10 protein-coding genes are annotated in these 18,593 nt (G+C 36.0%); 6 read left to right on the forward strand and 4 right to left on the reverse strand.

The window, feature by feature from the left end; all coding sequences use genetic code 11:
- The first annotated feature begins 17 nt into the window (after nt 1-17).
- The 4 genes from CW752_RS16455 (at nt 18) to CW752_RS16980 (ending at nt 6,094) form a co-directional block, all read left to right on the forward strand.
- Nucleotides 18-2,003 carry a hypothetical protein gene (locus CW752_RS16455; RefSeq protein ID WP_101240787.1) on the forward strand — a complete coding sequence of 662 codons (1,986 nt, stop codon included), beginning with the start codon at nt 18-20 and terminating at the stop codon, nt 2,001-2,003.
- A gap of 54 nt (nt 2,004-2,057) precedes the next feature.
- On the forward strand, nt 2,058-3,425 hold the full coding sequence (locus tag CW752_RS16460) for a hypothetical protein (RefSeq protein ID WP_133121706.1): 1,368 nt from the start codon (nt 2,058-2,060) through the stop codon (nt 3,423-3,425).
- A 280-nt stretch (nt 3,426-3,705) separates the two neighbouring features.
- Nucleotides 3,706-4,560: a DUF4822 domain-containing protein gene (locus CW752_RS16975; RefSeq protein ID WP_185117654.1), complete on the forward strand. Its 855-nt coding sequence runs from the start codon at nt 3,706-3,708 to the stop codon at nt 4,558-4,560.
- 679 nt (nt 4,561-5,239) lie between these two features.
- Entirely contained in the window at nt 5,240-6,094 is an 855-nt protein-coding gene (locus CW752_RS16980) for a DUF4822 domain-containing protein (RefSeq protein ID WP_185117655.1), read from the forward strand.
- A gap of 586 nt (nt 6,095-6,680) precedes the next feature.
- Here the strand turns inward: CW752_RS16980 and CW752_RS16475 are convergent.
- Together CW752_RS16475 and CW752_RS16480 are read right to left on the reverse strand one after the other, a co-directional pair.
- On the reverse strand, nt 6,681-7,400 hold the full coding sequence (locus CW752_RS16475) for a hypothetical protein (protein WP_101240789.1): 720 nt from the start codon (nt 7,398-7,400) through the stop codon (nt 6,681-6,683).
- A 338-nt stretch (nt 7,401-7,738) separates the two neighbouring features.
- Nucleotides 7,739-11,455 (reverse strand): metallophosphoesterase, encoded by a 3,717-nt coding sequence (locus CW752_RS16480; RefSeq protein ID WP_101240790.1) that lies wholly within the window; start codon nt 11,453-11,455, stop codon nt 7,739-7,741.
- A 26-nt stretch (nt 11,456-11,481) separates the two neighbouring features.
- On the opposite strand from CW752_RS16480, the gene CW752_RS16485 reads away from it, so the two are divergent.
- Together CW752_RS16485 and CW752_RS16490 are read left to right on the forward strand one after the other, a co-directional pair.
- Nucleotides 11,482-12,657, forward strand: a complete 1,176-nt coding sequence (locus tag CW752_RS16485; RefSeq protein WP_101240791.1) for a Pycsar system effector family protein — start codon at nt 11,482-11,484, stop codon at nt 12,655-12,657.
- A gap of 255 nt (nt 12,658-12,912) precedes the next feature.
- Nucleotides 12,913-13,485 (forward strand): RNA polymerase sigma factor region1.1 domain-containing protein, encoded by a 573-nt coding sequence (locus CW752_RS16490; protein ID WP_101240792.1) that lies wholly within the window; start codon nt 12,913-12,915, stop codon nt 13,483-13,485.
- 15 nt (nt 13,486-13,500) lie between these two features.
- On the opposite strand, the gene CW752_RS16495 is transcribed toward CW752_RS16490, so the two are convergent.
- Together CW752_RS16495 and CW752_RS16500 are read right to left on the reverse strand one after the other, a co-directional pair.
- Nucleotides 13,501-15,801, reverse strand: a complete 2,301-nt coding sequence (locus CW752_RS16495; RefSeq protein ID WP_101240793.1) for a GAF domain-containing protein — start codon at nt 15,799-15,801, stop codon at nt 13,501-13,503.
- A gap of 135 nt (nt 15,802-15,936) precedes the next feature.
- Nucleotides 15,937-18,399 (reverse strand): TonB-dependent receptor plug domain-containing protein, encoded by a 2,463-nt coding sequence (locus CW752_RS16500; RefSeq protein WP_101240794.1) that lies wholly within the window; start codon nt 18,397-18,399, stop codon nt 15,937-15,939.
- Nucleotides 18,400-18,593: the final 194 nt, after the last annotated feature.

Below are 18,593 nucleotides of genomic sequence, written 5' to 3' on the forward strand. Positions count from 1 at the left end.
ATACAAAATAAAGACTAATGAAAAAAAATGTAATACTTTTAACTGCAGTGATGCTTTCGGGTTTTGCTTTTTCCCAAGTTGGAGTTAATACTCCTTCTCCCAAAGCAAGCTTGGATATCACTGCGAAAAATCCAAAAGGGACCACCACTTCCCCGGAAGGTTTGCTTATTCCCAGAGTAGACCGCCAAAGAGCACAATCTATGACCGGAGTGGTAAATTCTACTTTGATTTATGTAGATAATGTTACAACCGGAAGTAGAACGGGTAACGCACTGAATATAGATGCCGTAGGATATTATTATTACAATGGAACTGTTTGGGCTAAGATTGATCCTGGGATTCCTGTCAATGATAACCTTTATAACTCCAATGGAACTTTTACAGGTAACCGTACTGTACAGCAAAGTGATAAAACTTTAGCTTTTACGAGTACGGCTAAAACAGGAAGTAACCATTTTTCTGTAGCAGGTAATACCTTTTCTGTGGATGCTGCTAATGATAGAGTCGGGATGGGGACATTAATACCTCAAAACAAACTAGATATGGGGCCTTCAGTAGGTAGTACTATTACAGATGTAGCAGGTAAAAAACTAGCTGTGTATAATTCTACTACAGGTACTTCTTTTTATGGATTGGGAGTAAGTGGTAATACCCTTCAGATCCATGCCAGTTCAACTGCTAATGCAGCTCCGGGAATGGTATTAATGAATACAGGAAGACTAGGAATTGGAGATCCTGCCCCTACTGTCAATTTTGATTTGGTGGGAACTCTATTCGGAATTAAAAATGGAATTACAGCCAATAGCTGGAATAATTTATGGTTTAATGTAGGTTCAAATGGTCCAACCATTAATGCGTCCAATGCTTCCGATGGAATGCAGTTCAGAGTAGGAAGCAATGCTACAGGAACGTATGGTAATGGTCAGACATTAAGGACAGTCGCTACGATGACCTCTACAGGTAATATGGGAGTAGGTAATACGACTCCAGAGCAAAGATTGAGTGTAGTAGATGTCGCGAATGCAAATCCCTATTCAGGGATAGCTGGATTTGAAGCACTTAACCGTACTCAGGGAGTAGGTATTGGCTATGCAGGAATACAATCCATAGGTACGGGCGCCAATGTATCCCTTAATCTGAATGCGAAAGCCGCACAAAGTATTAATCTACAAACCCAGGCAGTGGGTAATGTAGGGATTGGAACTGCCTCTCCCAGTGCAGGTGCTATTTTAGATCTAACTTCTACCACAAAAGGATTTCTTCCCCCAAGAATGACCACGGCACAAAGAGATGCCATGTCAGCAAGACCGGCAGGAACCATTGTTTATAATACTTCATTGAACTGTATGCAATATTGGAGTGGAACGGCGTGGAGAGACAATTGTGCTGGTAGTATTGCTACATTGAGTTGTTCCACAGTAACTAATAATGGTACTTTAACTAAGGGAATGGTAGCGTCAGGAGTTAGTTCAAGTATTTCATATACAGGTGGTAATGGAAGACCTTATAGTGGTCAATCTATACAATCCACAGGAGGAATTACAGGTTTAACAGCTACCTTAACAAGTGGTACTTTCGCAAATGGTGCCGGCACTCTTACTTATACAATTACAGGGACACCTTCTGCTGCCGGGACAGCAAATTTTATTATCAATATAGGAGGTCAGACATGTACTTTGACAAGAACAGTAGCAGCGCCTCCTATACCATATACAGCAACCAATATTCTTACTTTTAATAGGACAGAGAAAGTGGGACGAGCTGTTGGTTATTATCTTGATCACACTATTATTGGAGGAGCAGGTGGTCCTATCAGCTGGTCAGAACAAACGATAGATTTAGGTCGAGGATTATTTGCCCGCTTACTGGCAGGAACAGCTGGTGCGGGACAAAATGTGATACGTTATTGGATTTATGGTACTCCGACTTCAGCAGGAACAGTAATTTTAAATGTTAGTATTGGTGGAATAACCCGTCAAACAACATTTGTAATAAGCAATTAATCGAACTATACTTATATAGATGTAATAAAATACAAACGCAGTTAAAAATCAACAATGAAAAAAAATATAATTATACTATCGACCTTATTATTTTCAGTATTAGCTTTCTCTCAGGTTGGAGTGAATACTCCAACACCAAAAGCAACATTCGATATAACAGCAAAGGCTTCACGAGGAACAGCTATAACTGCCGAAGGATTACTTGTTCCCCGGGTAGACCGCCAAAGAGCTCAGTCTATGACCGGAGTGGTAACATCTACATTAATCTATGTAGACAGTGTGACCACCGGAACCCAAACCGGTACGGCAGCTCAGATAGATGCAGTAGGATATTATTATTTTAATGGAACTTCATGGGTAAAGCTTATTGCTGCAGCTCCAGCCAGTGTCAACATTTATAATAACAATGGAACTCTTACAGATAATCGCACTGTACAGCAGGCAGGTAATACATTAGCTTTTACCAGTACAGCTACTACAGGAACCAATCATTTCTCTGTAGATGGGAGCACTTTTTCTGTCGATGCCGTGAATAATAGGGTTGGAATGGGGACTACAGCTCCTCAAAACAGATTGGATCTTGGAAGCACAGCAGGAAGCAGTGCTACAGATGTTAACGGTAAAAAGCTTGCAGTATATAATAATGCAACAGGAAGCTCTTTTTATGGGCTTGGAGTTCATTCTAATACGCTTCAGATCCATGCGGCTTCAACAGCAACAGCAGCACCGGGAATGGTATTAACCAATACAGGAAGAGTTGGTATTGGAGATCCTGCTCCTGTGGCCAACTTTGATCTGGTAGGTAATACATTTGGAATTAAAAATTCTACAGGTTCAGGAAGCTGGGACAATTTATGGTTTAACGTAACTGCCCAAGGTGCTACCATTAATGCCTCAGGAGCAGAAAGTGGAATGCAATTCAGAGTGGGGAAAAATACTGCAGGAACCTATGGTGACAGTCAAACTCTGACCACTGTGGCTACGATGATGCCTGACGGTAATATGGGGATTGGAAATACGACTCCTGGAGAGAGGCTGAGTGTAGTAGACGGAGGTAATGCCAATCAATATTCTGGAATTGCAGCATTTGAAGCCAATAACCGTACCCAAGGGGTAGGTATTGGTTGGGCAGGAATCCAGTCTATAGGAACAAATGGCAGTGTTGCACTGAACCTTAATGCCAAAGGAAGCGGAAATATTATTATGCAAACCCAATCTACAGGGAATGTAGGAATAGGAACTGCCTCTCCTAATGCTAATGCTTTATTGGATCTTACCTCTACGACCCGAGGGTTTTTGCCGCCAAGAATGACAACGGCTCAAAGAGATGCAATTACTACGAGACCTGCAGGGTTGATGGTCTACAATTCAAGTACAGCCCGTTTAGAATATTTTAACGGAACTGCCTGGGTGGCATTTTAAAATTCTCAATGACTAATACAATATTATAAATTATAAGAGACCCTGAAAAGGGTTTAATCTAAGAATCATAGATGTTTTTTTTCATCCTTGTGTTTATGTTAAAGCAGGAGTATTATCATCCTACTACTCTTGCGATTTTGTTAAATATCAATAGGACCGGAAGTAGAATCACGACCGGAGCAGAATAGCTATTCCTGTTATATTTAGAGTTTGTGTTGGGTAGCAGGGATGATCTTTCCCTGCTATCTTTTTTAAAAAATAATTTAAAAAAAATAGAATTATGAATTTAGTTAGAAAAGCATGTTTTGCATTGGCATTAATGACATTAACAGGTGTGGTAGTATCATGCTCCAATAATAACGATATGGAAACGATAGAGCCAAGCCTTACTCCATCACAAATTTTATCTTCCACTCCATGGGAAACAACCGGCGCTAAAGACAGAAACGGTAATGCTGTAGATCTTAACGATCCAAGAGTAAACGGGTTTGTTGGTTTTGCTTATTTCAGAGCAGATGGAAACTTTGCCATTTATGGATTGAATAATGTTCTGAGATCATTAGGAACATGGACTGTAGATCCGCAAGGGAAAACCAGGAATATTAAAATATTGAATCCTGACGGTAAGGTCCTTTTAGATCGAGATGTGGAGATCTTGGAACTTAATAAAAATATTTTTACCTATAGAATTCATAGTGATAGCAGTGATCCTACAAATTACTATGATATTATCCATACCAAAACATCTCATGCAGAACCTACTAATGGGCAGGTGACTTTAGCTTCTACAGCTTGGGAAACTACCGGGGCCAGAGATAATGCAGGAAATCCTGTAGCATTGGATGATTCAAGAGTAGTTAATTTTGTGGGATACTCTTACTTCAAAGGAAACGGACAGTTTACTATTTTCGGATTAAATGATGTATTAAGATCCAGTGGAGCGTGGTCTTTATCAGCAGACGGTAAGGTAAGAAACCTGAATGGTACTGTTGCGGCTACGGGAGCTCCTTTCAATCGTGATGTGGAAGTTTTGGTATTAAACAATGGTGAATTTACATACAGAATAGCTGATATGGCAGACCCATCCATATTCTTTGATATCGTGCATACACCGGTTAAACATATGGAGCCCTAATATTTAGATAAATGACATGTAAATTCATGTTATCGGTTTTGACGACAGGAGCTTATAAGCTCCTGTTTTTTATTTAAATAGAAAACAATCGAAAAGAGAAAAAAATATCATAAAAAAAAGATAACTCCTCTTTTTAGTAACACTTCAACCATACTTCACTGATTTTGTTTTCGTCTGGTTTTCAATTGTTTATCTTAATGTAGTATTGAAGACGTAACCCTTTGGGCTTCTGATGGTGATACATTTGCAATATACAAATCGAATGACTCAGACTGATCAAGTTTTAGTTTTACGATTCTTTAAACACATTATAAAGAAATAACAATGAAGAAAAATGAAATCTTTTTAACTGCAGCAATGCGCTCAGGTATTGCTTTTTTCTAGACCGAAATGAATATTCCCTCATCCAAAGAAAATTGGACATTGGTTTAATAATTATAGCAAACCTTAAATGGGTTTCACTCAAGAATCATACACACTTTTCATCTTTGTGTTTATGTTAAAGCAGGAGTATTATCATCCTACTACTCTTGCGATTTTTTGTTAAATATAAATAGGAGTAGTCGCCGGGAGATGGAAATAATGATGAACAGAATAGCTATTTCTTTTGTATTTAGAGTTTGTGTTGGGTAGCAGGGAGGATCTCTTCCCTGCTATCTTTTTTAAAAAAAATAGAATTATGAATTTATTTAGAAAAGCATGTTTTGCATTGGCATTAATGACATTAACAGGTGTGGTAGTATCATGCTCCAATAATAACGATATGGAAACGATAGAGCCAAGCCTTACTCCATCACAAATTTTATCTTCCACTCCATGGGAAACAACCGGCGCTAAAGACAGAAACGGTAATGCTGTAGATCTTAACGATCCAAGAGTAAACGGGTTTGTTGGTTTTGCTTATTTCAGAGCAGATGGAAACTTTGCCATTTATGGACTGAATAATGTTCTGAGATCATTAGGAACATGGACTGTAGATCCGCAAGGGAAAACCAGAAATATTAAAATATTGAATCCTGACGGTAAAGTCCTTTTAGATCGAGATGTGGAGATCCTGGAACTTAATAAAAATATTTTTACCTATAGAGTTCATAATGATATCAATGATCCTACAAATTATTTTGATATTATCCATACCAAAACATCCCATGCAGAACCTACTAATGGGCAGGTGACTTTAGCTTCTACAGCTTGGGAAACAACCGGAGCCAGAGATAATGCAGGAAATCCTGTAGCATTGGATGATTCAAGAGTAGTTAATTTTGTAGGGTACTCTTACTTCAAAGGAAACGGGCAGTTTACTATTTTCGGATTAAATGATGTATTAAGATCCAGTGGAGCGTGGACTTTATCGGCAGACGGTAAGGTAAGAAACCTGAATGGTACTGTTGCGGCTACGGGAGCTCCTTTCAATCGTGATGTGGAAGTTTTGGTATTAAACAATGGTGAATTTACATACAGAATAGCTGATATGGTTGACCCATCCATATTCTTTGATATCGTGCATACACCAGTTAAACATATGGAGCCCTAATATTTAGATAAATGAAACGTAATTTCATATTATCGGTTTTGACGACAGGAGCCCTGTAAGCTCCTGTTTTCTATGTTTTTTTATAATAAGGTAATAGCCACAGACATTCTCTGTGGCTATTTTTGAATATAGTTGATAGGATTGAAGTTTAAATACATTAATGCGACCTCGATAATAATTTAATTGATATGCAATACTTAATATAATTTTGATGTCGTGTTATAATAACTGCAACGATTTCACAAAGGGATATTCTGTTGCTTTTTATTAATTCCTTATATTACTATTTATGCTGATCATTTGTTTATATCCTTAGTATTCTAAAAATCCCCACACTTGTCCTCTTGCAAAGATCTAAACGGATCATCTCATACATCAAGAATGGTCAAACTTAGACGGATATTTGTGGATAGCGTTGCCCCAATCCTACAGGGATGACAAAAGACAACAGATGATACAAATGATAATGAGACACGAGCTTTGCGGTATGATAAAATAGGTGTAAAGTTCTATCATAAAGCTATTTCAAAGTAATTTATTATAGAATCTTTATAGACCTTGTGCTAAAAAATATATCGAGTTCACGTTAAGGAGTAAGGTAAGAGATATGGATATTACCGCTCGATAATCTAAAGTCCTGGGTATACACACAACGTACCCTGAAGGTATCCCCCACATTAAAAAAATTGATAGAAGAGAGATTATGACTTAATCCTGTTGTACGTTCTCCATGGCCTGTTGATATTGCAGAAAGTCTGATGGTGGTCGGAGAAACCTTTTGAATATAGGACAGTGCTGTTCCGGCTGTTTGTCCATTAGGATTCAGATTCAGATCATAGGTAATATAGGGAACAATATTATAAAATCCTGGTTTTACAACGGTAAATAAACCTGTGCTGGTACTGTATGTAAGATAAGCATTGTCTATTTTATTGGTTACATTATACACATAAGTTTGTGTATAACTTTCGTGGGCACTGACAGGGGTACTATGTGTCCCTGTATAGCTGCCACTGGAAGGGTTGATATCGGTTTTATTTCCTACATAAATGACCTTTAAGAAATTTTGAGACTCTATGGTTTTCCATTCCGGAGCATTTCCGGTCCCGTTTGACATTAAAAACTCGCCTTTGTTTCCTGAGTTGCCTTTTGTATTGGCGCTTCCGCCTACATTGATATCTTTTACCACCTGAAGAGCACCGTTGACATGTAGTGAATGTTGTGGAGTGGGTGTTTGTATCCCTACTTGAGCGTTTATACTTATGGACATGACAAATAATGTCATGTAAAATAACTTTTTTTTCATCCGATTGTTTGTTTTATGAAATAATTTTAAGACAAATATAAAATCTTTTTGAAATGTCTGTTTTTTTTAAAATCAATAAACATATTAATCAATCTGTGTATATGATCTAAATGACTGAAAATATGACTTTTATTTGAAAACCATATTTGGGTTATGTGTGAAAAATGCTAATTGAAAATTAGAATTATTAAATTTTAGTTAAATTATTTTTTTACGAAATATTTATTTTTATCTATTGTAATTAATTGATTTTCAATAGGTAATTGTTTTAAGTGCTTATGGGTGTTTAATGTTGAAAATTGGAGTTAATTTCATTTCTTTTTTAACGGGTGAATGATTTAAAATTTCATTCCTATTCCTGCAGAAATCCTTCCTCCATCAGAACCATAGAAATAATTCAATCTTGCAGACATCATTTCGACAATGCTCAACCATACTCCAGCACCTACAGACTCATGCCATTTTCTGGAATTTTCATTGTCATTCCATACACGGCCGATATCATATCCGATTAGAATTCCCATATTGGCGGGAATAATGTTGTTTCTTATTCTTCCAAAATCCCAACGTATTTCCGAATTGTTGGTAAAGTAAGATCTTCCGGAAAACCTCTCATTTCTGAAAGCCCTCATTCCGTTATTTCCACCAATGGCTGCAGCCTGATAAAATTCAAAATTGTTGTTATTGATCCACATGACATTGCTGGAATTGGCAAATACAAAATTTCCTTTTTTGTCAATTCTATGATCAATCGCAAGCATTCCTTTAAAGGTCAGGAAGTTTTTGTTGAAGTCGGAAAGAGTCGCTTTCCAATCAGCATTAAGCATAAATTCCAATCCCAGTGTAGGGAAGGCAACATTATCCGCGTTTTTATAGCTGAAGGTATAGTTGGCTCCTACAAATTGTTGGCTGTTGAATACTTCAGGTCTTACATCAGGTGATGTATTGATGAAACGGCCTTCTTTTCTCTGTACTTTATTGTCTTCAAAACTAAGCTGCACCTGATGGTTGAAGTTCATCCAGCTTTTTTTGGAGATAGATGGTGCTACAATGAATTTTGAAATTCTGGCTCTGTTAAATTCTCTTTCCGTATGTTCTTTATCATAATCACTTTGGTTAGAGAATCCAAAGAAATTTTGAGAGAACCTTGGTGTAGTATAAGAAGCATCCAGGTTGAAATCCCATCCTGAAATTGCCTTTTTAAAAATCCCTTTATAAATAAGACTAAAACCGGCTGTAGCAGTATAAAAATTAGCTTTTAAACTGTGTTTTTGTGTATAAGGATCACGAAGGAAATTATTAACGGTATAATTAGCCAAAACACCAATGATAACACCATCATCCGGGTTATAGTCAGCATTAGGATAGCCGGCAAAGGAATTATATTTCGGATGTTTATAATTATAGGTGTTAATATCGTAATCATCAGTAATGTTCTTTGTAGCATTACCTGCGTTATACGTATTTTTTTGAGATTTGAAATCGTAGATTTTTACCTTTCTTCCATCAGCTACATTGTATACATCATGATTGTAACCACCGATCAGTCTGATATTCATTTTAGGATTCCCGGTACCTACGACGTCGTAAATGTCATCATCTTCCAGTCCATAAATCCACAATTCTTTTGTTTTTGAATCATCATATTTTTTTTCAAAAACCAGTTCGTTTTTATCTTTGTTTTTACCTAATTTATATTGTTGTACAAGTACAGAATTTTTATTCTTTGTAATAACGAATTTATCCGGATTTATCGTTCCGGCAAGAGGGACCTTTTTTTGCAGGACATCATAATATTCGGAAGCGTAATTCTGTAGTTTGGTTTTACGTATTTTCAGTTTTCTTTGAATATCGGCAATGGTTTCATCCTGAACTTCTTTTGGAAGATTGTGGAAAGCATCGTCAATATCTGTATCGGTCAAATGTTCCTGGATATATTTTGCTTGTGTTTCCCAATCTTCCTGGGTAGCACTTTTTAAGAAAACCAAATCCATAGGATAGGGCTCCATATTTACCCATTTAACACTGCTGATATCTTCTGTGAATGTCTTCATATGGCGGATTGCAGGGACATTCATAATGAGCTTAAATGCTGCACCATCATATTTACTAAACGCCTGATCTCTGTCTTTCGGAATCGGTTTGTAAACAATTTTATCGCCCACTTCATATTCTGCCCATTTCCACTGATCTGAATGCCTGTCCCAGTCACCAATCAGCATATCAAAAATTCTTGCTCTGATATAGGATTCCTTATCAACGGAATATTTAGTATTCTTGGCTAGATTTTTTAATACATCATCTGTTGACAGGATATCTCTGGCATTATCCAGTGAAGCTAATGTTTTAGGATCAGAGGAGAAACGTTCTTCAATCATATACATTTCATCCCCATAGTTTTCATTGTATTTTCCTAAGGCTTGTTGTTTGGGAATATAATATAATCTGGGATTACTGTGGAAAATATTCAGTTTATCAGACATATTCCCTACTGAAAACGGAGTGAAAGGATGGTTGGTCGTATAAAAGTCCAACAAAAATTTTTCCGGAAAAGTATCAGTAAGCTCTTCTCCGATAGTACTTTTCTTAAAAGCCATATTGTTGAGGAATCGGATAGCACTTTTTTTCACGCCACGCATGACGAATTCCTGTCCGTCCGTCGCTTTTAATCTTAAACTGTTGGATTGATTTCCTCCGCCTTCTCTGAAAGGAATATATCCTCCATCCAATGTTGAAAGATTAGCCGTGGGGGCTTCAATAGGAATTCCATAATATTTTCTGTAATGTTCTCCCCAAAGCCAACGGTAGAATTTTCTTTTTTCCGTCAATGCAACCGGGTAAATGCTTGAGGTCATGGTTGCCGGGAAAGTATTGGGGAAGTTATTAACAAATACATCCGGTTTGGAAATTACCGAGATATGTGATAGCTTTTGAAGTTGGGCATCTTTTGTAGAGAAATACTCAATATCTGTACTTTGATCTTTTCTGATATTCAAAATAGCGAAGCCACTTCCTCCGTAAGAAAAGTCAGTTTGTTCCACAATCGTAGACGGATCGGTTTTGGATCCTGCTCCGCTGATGATTTGTCTGATGTTTCTATCCTCATGATATTGCAGATTATGATCATGGCCGGAAACAAAAATGATATTTTCTTTATCCTGTACAATACTTTTCAATCTATTAGCCAGATCTGCATAATGTTGGTTGTTGAGGTCGGCCGGGCTTATTCCCGAAGAGCTTCTGAGAAGGTTGGCAAGGCTGGCAACACCAGGCATCGGAACCTTACTTTTGAAAGGATAAAGATGAGATCTTGCAGAGGTAAAACCTGCATGCGTTCCACTGCTTATGATGGGGTGGTGTAGAGCCACTATAATCCTTTTGCCCTGATTTTTAGTGATGAGGTCTTTAAATTCCGTGAAGAAATCTTCCCTGTTTTTGATATTACATTCCTTATTAATACCCGGATGTTGATTCCAATTCGTGATAATCCATTCCGTATCAATGACGATTAATTTAATGTCTTTGGAAATACTGATATCGTCAATAGGGCATCCGTTTTTGGGAAGAAAAGATTTCTTATCATCAAAATATTTTTTTACAAATCCTTCCTGTGCTTTTAATCCTCCCAATCCATTATACCAGTCATGGTTTCCCGGAATAACCAATGTTTTTCCTTTGAAATTTTTGGTAATAGCCAGCTGGTTTTCCAGTTTCTTCTGAGCAAGGGTATAATGTTTGTCTGTTTTTTCAGGCATCCCACTGGGATAAATATTGTCTCCTAAAAAAATCAACATAGAATTGCTGTCTGCCGAATCGAGTTTGCTTTTTAGTAAATTTAATGTCTTTTGTGCCTGAGGTTCATCTGCATTCCCTGCATCTCCAATAAGGAAAACTTTGAAATCAATATCGGATTTAATATCGGAATCTTTTACTTCAAATAAGTTTTTTCCTTTTTGTACGTTATATGTTGCGCAAGAATACAGTACTCCTGCGGACATTACTGTTCTCAGAACAATAGAAGTATTTTTTAAATGTGTTTTAAAGGATAAATTCATAAATTTACATTAACAAAAATTCAGGAATGGGCATTCTACACAAAGCTAAAAATTATGTTGAAATCTTATTCAAAGATAAGTTATCTTCCGTATACTTTTACCATAATTTTATCCATACGACCTACACGGTAAATAAGGCCGAAGAAATTATGAGAAATACTCCTGTCTCCAACGAAGATCAGGAAAAAATCCTTGTAGCTCTGTGGTTTCATGATACCGGATATATAGAATGTGCACAAAATCATGAGGAGAGGAGTGTGGAAATCATGAAAAAATTTATGCATCAGGAAGATTATCCCGAAAATTATATTCAGGATGTTGAAAAACTGATTCTGGCAACCAAGATCAATTATGTGCCTCAAAACTTACTTGAAGAAATTGTAAAAGATGCGGACTTTAGCCACTTTGCCGGTCATGATTATAATGAGATGTCTGATGCTTTAAGAAAAGAATGGGAACTTACCAACGTAAAATGTTTTTCTAATGATGAATGGAATGCCGGAAACCTTGAAATGCTAAAAAATAAGCACACTTATTATACCGACTATGCAAAGCAGAATTGGGAACCTTTAAAAAATAAAAATATCAAAAAAATCGAAAAGAAGCTGGGAAAAGAAGAAGAGAAAAAAGAGGGTAAAAAGGATAATTCTGAAGGAAAAAAGGAGAAAGAAAAATCCGACAGAAGTGTAGATACCTTATTCAGGGTTACTTTGAATAATCATACGAGACTGAGCGATATTGCAGACAGCAAAGCCAATATTCTGCTATCCGTTAATGCCATCATTATTTCAGTTTGTCTTTCTGTGTTGGTGCCGAAATTAGATGCCCCTAAAAACTCACATTTGATTCTTCCAAGTTTCATTCTGCTGTTGTCTAGTGTACTGACAATTATATTCGCGATTTTGTCTACAAAACCGAATGTTACCAAAACGACATTTTCAGCTCAGGATATTGAGAACAGAAAGGTAAATTTATTGTTTTTCGGAAATTTTCAGCAGATGTTGTTTGATGATTATCATAATGCGATGAGAGATCTGATCAAAGACAGGGATTATATTTATGATTCTATGGTGAAAGATCTTTATTATCTGGGGAAAGTTCTTGACAGAAAGTATAAGCTTTTATCAATAACTTATAAGATTTTCATGGCCGGAATTATTATTTCCGTATTGTCTTTTGGGGCTGCTTTTCTTAGTTTGTAAATAATAATACGAGTTATTTCAGGCAGTGTTCTGATCTGATGAATTTTACTTTTGACTGTTTATATTAATTTAAGCCAAATAAAATTAGTCTTTATGCAGAATCTGGATATTATAGAAAGTTGTCCTAGTGGATACAAAATAGTAATGCCCGATGCTAAAACGATAATACTCACTAAGCAATAATTCAAGGGTTGTAAAAAAATGAATTCCAATAATTAAATTATGAAATAAAATTTTAATTGAACAACATCATAAATGAAAGGTAAGTTTCTACTTATATTGATCTTGATAAGTAATTTTTTCTTTGCTCAGGAAATTTCTTCGAATATTATAAAATATTATGAGTTTAATTTTTGTAACTCACCACAAACTCTTATTCTGATAAAGGAAAAGAATAATAAATATCTTGGATACATTAAAACTTCTTTAAAAAAGAAAAGGAAAAGAGATTATAAAGAAATTGTAAAAAAATCAAAAATCACCCCTGAACAAGCAAAAAGGATTATTTCAATATTGGAAGACAAAGGAATTGACTTAGTGGATTCAACTTATGACGATGATTTGGTAACTTATTTGGATGGTGGTTTTTTTACAATTAAACTTTTAAAGGATAATAAAGTTCAATCTTTTTCTTTTGATGAAATCTATCCTGAAAGCAAAAAGAAAATTGAGACGACCCCTTTGAGAGGTAAAATTCAGAGTTGGTTATCTTTTATAGATCATGAACTTATGTTAAAAGAGCAGTTTTCTTCTGTAAAGAAAAAACTTAATAAAGGGACTTATTGTTATGATAGTGGGACAGATACGGTATGTTTCAATAAAAATTAAAATTTGAACATGGCTTTACGCTAAAGAAACCCTCAAAGCCAACAATCCCGTAATTCCTTGCAGATCTTCTACCTTTAGAAACTCCACATCATGTTGTAGAACTCCTTTCTTTTGAAGTTTGGAAATATAATCGAGGTATTCTTTCTGGTTTTCCATGCCGAAATAAACGATCGTGATTTTGCCGGGTGCGGTAATTCTTTCTGAAGAATCTTTTACATGGGCTTTATCCAGACGTTTTTTGATGATTTCGTAGTAAGAATTATAGGCTCCATCTACATCAAAACGTTTTTCATCCATTCTGAAACGGATGTCTATTTTTTCGTTATACACAAAGATTAACGAGGCAAAGTCCAATGGTACCGGAAGGTCCTGTTTGAAAGACTGGAATTCATGCTCCATTTTACAAATGGTTTTCAATTGCCAGTATCTTAATTTATGAACGACTTTTGAGGTATAATGAAGGTCCGGAGCAATGGTTTGTCCAATGTAAAGATTGTGTTCAACACCATCAGATTTAAATCTTTCATAGTAATGTGGGAAAATCTGCTGAGCTTTTATCTGGCTTTCATCCAACATGTCAGCAAGTTTTCTGTTGACGAGTGTGATAGAGTCATCCAGTTTTTTTCTGTGGTTATAAAACAGGTCAGTTTGGGCAAATACCGAAGAAAAATAATCTTTTATTTTTGATTTTACTTCCCTGGATGTTCTTACTTCAAGTTTTCCTTGTAAAAAGGGATGGAGCTCTTCTCTTAAAAGTCGTTGAAAGCGCTGCTCAGTATCTGCTTTGATTTCATTGTTTAATTCACTTTCGAAAATGTCCAATGCCAGAAGGAATTTCTCCGATTCGGAGTTGGTGAGAGCCAAAATGTCCTTAAGGTGCCCAATTTGTTCATTAAGGTCCTCCAGCATCAGATTAAAACGTTTTTCCGAAGAAGCACGGATGTCTGAAACTCCAAACAAAGGGGTAAGGGTTTTAAAAGAGATTTCCTTTAAAGAATACATTTTCTTTCCAAGAGATGCTGTAAAATACTTTTCAGCTTCATTTCTGAATTTCCAGACCACACTATCGTGAATGGTGGTGTATTCTCGTTGAATAATCGCTTCTATCTGATAATTTTTTTCAAAATAAAACCTGTTCAAAGAGAAAAGAACCATGTCGGTGAAAAACTCTAGTTTTTTAAGCTTTAAACCATTGAAACCTCCTGTTATTGGAGAAGTAAATTCCATGATAGCGAGAAGTTCCCCGTCTTTCATGATGGGAATGACCATGAAACTGTTGACATTATTATCTTTTAAAATGCTGAAAGAAGGTAGTTGTTTTACATTTTCATCCAGGTTATTCACATTGGAAACCACAATAGGTTTAGAATTGTGATTTAAGTTATTAAAAGTATTTTTTCGGGTTTCCTCGTCAAAAGTATTGATCCAGAAATCGAGAATATGATTCGTTAAAAGACTTTCGTAAATGGGAAGTTTATCCAGCTTTTGTTCCTTTTTGTTAAAGGTCATCAATCCGAAATTGAGTTTCGGGATATCAAAATACGATTTGAAAATTTCAGTCAGATTTTCATTGGGATTCATATTTTCAGGATCGATCTCTATCATACTGGATTTCAAATCTGATAAGGCTACTTCAGAAGTACAGTCTACCAGTGAAATAATAGTGAATCCCTTTAATATCCAGGATTGTGAAGGGAAGTATTTTTTCCACAATTTGAAATCACTCAGGTTTTCAAGAAGCATATCCAAAACATCATCAGGTGGAATCTTAGCATCTTCTGTAGGATATATTTCCGTAAAGTCTGAGTTGACGGTAATTTTATAATGTTTCATAATCCCCTGATTGTTGGGGATGTCATAATAAAATGGAATCGTACTTTTAATATCTTTCTTGAAATAACTTTGAAGGATCAGACAACAGCAAAATACATAAAATTCGTTGTCGGTTATGTTTCTGAGTTCTATTTCAAAGTCTTTTCCTGCATCTTTGAGAATGCCTTTAAATCTTTCGGTATAGTTGAATGTGATATTGGAAAGAGGAATACTTGCCGCCTTTATTTCGTTATGTGTAAGACCGGTAGGGAAAAGATCGGCAAGAAGCAGTCTGATGAGGTCTTCATTTTTCTCCAGAAGACTTATATCCTGAAACCCTTCTTTTATTTCTTTAAAATTTTTAGTGCTTTCGATCAGGGATTCGGCATAATTAACCCGATATTCCAGGCGGTCATTATATCGGATATGCTCCAATACATCCAAATATTTTTTGAATGATATATACACCTGAAAGGGTGAGTCTTTTTTATAAAGATTTGCCAAAAACTAAAATTTCAAGTAAAGTTATGAAAAAAAGTTGCCTCCAACAGCTTTGAGGCAACCTTAATTCTATGAAAAATATTTTAATTGCCAATTCATTATTGGAATTGACTTTTATTCAAATTCTTATCGCGAATTTTAAAATTTAATATTATACCCAAGAATAAACTGAGTCCCGAATATACTAAAATGTTGTGCGTCATAACTGGACTGCTGATACCTTCCATTAAATGTAACGCTATTATAAACTTCATCATAAGTTTTGTCTGCCGGTAGATTTCTTAATTCCCATTTAGGAAGAATATTAAAGAGGTTTAAAACTCCAAAATTAATAGTGTTTTTACTATTGATGTTGTAATTAATCGTAAGGTCTGTAGTTAGCCTTGGTTTAAATCTCAGATAAGATTGTAAGCCTGCATTAGGATCATTCCACGCAAGGTTGGCACCAGGCATTCCGCTGTTGGCATAAGTGGCTTTACCAAACAAAGTATTATTCAGTGATACATTCCATTTTTTTATACTGTAGTCTATTCCAAATACTGCTTTCAAGGCAGGTCTTGAGGTGGTTGCCAAAGCTTCTTCCGTTCTGTTGAATGGTGCTACAAGATTGAGCCCATCCAATTTATCCGAATTTTTGGTTATTTTGGAATGATTCATATTCAATGCAAGATTAAAAGCTAGCTTGCCGGTAGCCAGGTCTATATTTCTGTAATTGGCTACAAGGTCAAGACCGATGGTTCTGGTATCTACTCCATTGATGAAGAAGCTTGCCGCATTAATGTTGGATACGCCAATATTGCTTAAAGGATCAAAAATAGTGGCTTTATCATTCATTCTTGAGCTTAATAAAATCCTGTCATATACATTGATGAGGTATCCGTCAATGGTAATGGAAAAGTTTTTATTTGGCTGAATTCCTAATCCCAGTGTGAAGTTCAATGATTTTTCAGCATCTAAACTCGGAATACCAATTGCTTTTGCTTCTTTGCCTACATTGTTGAATAGTCCTTCTGCTACTACAATTCCATTATTAAAAACATTTTGGATGGTAGAAAGATATACCTGCTGAAGAGTAGGGGCCCTGAAGCCGGTAGAAACAGATCCTCTGGCTACCAATTTCTTTCCTATGATATTCTGTCTTGCGCTTAATTTCCATACTAATGCATTTCCAAAATCACTATAATTCTCAAAGCGTGCTGTGGCATTTAAAGTTGTCGCTTCAGAAAAATCAAAGGCAGCATCTGCGTATACTCCAATATTAAATCTGGAAAATATTCCGGAATTTTCGGGAAGTGATCCCGGGAAAGAAATAGCTCCTGTTTTATAATAAGATGCAGGATCACCTGCATAGATTTCATATTCTTCTCTTCTTGCTTCAGAACCAAATGCTAAAGCAACGTGTTCTGATAATCTTTTAGAAATATCAATATTTCCGACGATATTATTAAACCTGAAACCTCCCGGCTTGAAATTGATCGGGCTGGCAGCGCCCAATGCCGCATTGAAAGTGTTTCCAACGGTATATAAAATTTTATTACCTCCAAAAGTCGCACTAAGATCTACATTCCATTCGCTTTCTGTTTTGGTTTTATATCCTAAAGTGGCTCCATAATCCGTAAGATCACCAATGAATGTAGGGGTAAAGCCGTCGGGTGCATTCAGTACATTGGCCGGGTTTACCCAATATGGAGTTCTATGATTCGCAAAACTGCTTACTTTTTTTGTGGCAAATGATGCGTTAGCATAAAGGCTGGCTCTTTCGGAAACAGGAATAGAAGTATTCACCAAGAAACTTATACTGTTCTTTTTGGGATAAGCATTTTTGTTTTGTGCATCGGGATATTTTGCTAAATAAGCATCCACTTCTTTTTGATCGGCTCCAAAAGTTTGGGCCTCCCAATAAGGATTTACGTTTCCATTTCTATAGGCATAATCGTTGTTTTGAAGATTACCGGAAAAGGTAATAAAACCTCCGTTTTTAAAAGTAGATCCGGTAATGATATTCAGATTTTGTGAGAAGCCGTCACCTTTGGAATATAATCCTAAATTGGCAGTAGCTTCTGTAAAATTAATTTTATCTTTTAATAAAATATTGATGACTCCGGCTATCGCATCAGAACCATATTGAGCGGAAGCACCATCCCTTAGAATCTCTACTTTCTTAATGGCTATAGAGGGAATAGATGATAAGTCAGCCCCTGTTTCTCCCTTACCAATTGTGTTTTGAGTGAAAATGAGAGAGGATTGGTTTTTTCTTTTACCATTAATTAAAACCAAGGTTCTTGAAGACCCCATATTTCTGATCTCAAAAGGATCCAGCAATGAAGTGGCATCCTGTACAGCAGCACTGGTAGAGTTGAATGACGGAATTCTATATTGTAACGCTTGTCCTACGGAGCTATGTCCGGAGGACTGAATGACTGCTGCATCAATATTGTCAATGGGTAATGGAGTGGATATGCTAGATCGTGGAGCTGCTCTGGTACCTACCATAACCACTTCATCCAATTTTTTTGAAGTTACAGAGTCTTTTTCCTGTGCTTGCAGTATGCCTATAGAACATAATAGAAATGCCGAAGCAGCATTGATTTTTGTCTTCATCGCTTAAGTGTTTTTTATTGTATTGTATTCGAAATAGAAGACAAATGTAGAGAATATTGTTTTGTTTTTATATTGTATTTTAACTTTTTTTAATACGGTATTTTATTTAAAATTAAATTTTGTTTATTTAATTTTAAATATTAATGATTTAATAGTATGTAATTGATATTTTTTTTATTTCGTTGTTTTTGGTT

It is taken from the genome of Chryseobacterium sp. PMSZPI (assembly GCF_002835665.1).
Taxonomy (GTDB): Bacteria; Bacteroidota; Bacteroidia; order Flavobacteriales; family Weeksellaceae; genus Chryseobacterium.

What these genes read in the sequence shown, in the direction of transcription:
- CW752_RS16455 (WP_101240787.1), top strand. Translation starts at nt 18, where the DNA reads ATGAAAAAAAATGTAATACTTTTAACTGCAGTGATGCTTTCGGGTTTT.
- CW752_RS16460 (WP_133121706.1), top strand. Translation starts at nt 2,058, where the DNA reads ATGAAAAAAAATATAATTATACTATCGACCTTATTATTTTCAGTATTA.
- CW752_RS16975 (WP_185117654.1), top strand. Translation starts at nt 3,706, where the DNA reads ATGAATTTAGTTAGAAAAGCATGTTTTGCATTGGCATTAATGACATTA.
- CW752_RS16980 (WP_185117655.1), top strand. Translation starts at nt 5,240, where the DNA reads ATGAATTTATTTAGAAAAGCATGTTTTGCATTGGCATTAATGACATTA.
- CW752_RS16475 (WP_101240789.1), bottom strand. Translation starts at nt 7,400, where the DNA reads ATGAAAAAAAAGTTATTTTACATGACATTATTTGTCATGTCCATAAGT.
- CW752_RS16480 (WP_101240790.1), bottom strand. Translation starts at nt 11,455, where the DNA reads ATGAATTTATCCTTTAAAACACATTTAAAAAATACTTCTATTGTTCTG.
- CW752_RS16485 (WP_101240791.1), top strand. Translation starts at nt 11,482, where the DNA reads ATGGGCATTCTACACAAAGCTAAAAATTATGTTGAAATCTTATTCAAA.
- CW752_RS16490 (WP_101240792.1), top strand. Translation starts at nt 12,913, where the DNA reads ATGAAAGGTAAGTTTCTACTTATATTGATCTTGATAAGTAATTTTTTC.
- CW752_RS16500 (WP_101240794.1), bottom strand. Translation starts at nt 18,399, where the DNA reads ATGAAGACAAAAATCAATGCTGCTTCGGCATTTCTATTATGTTCTATA.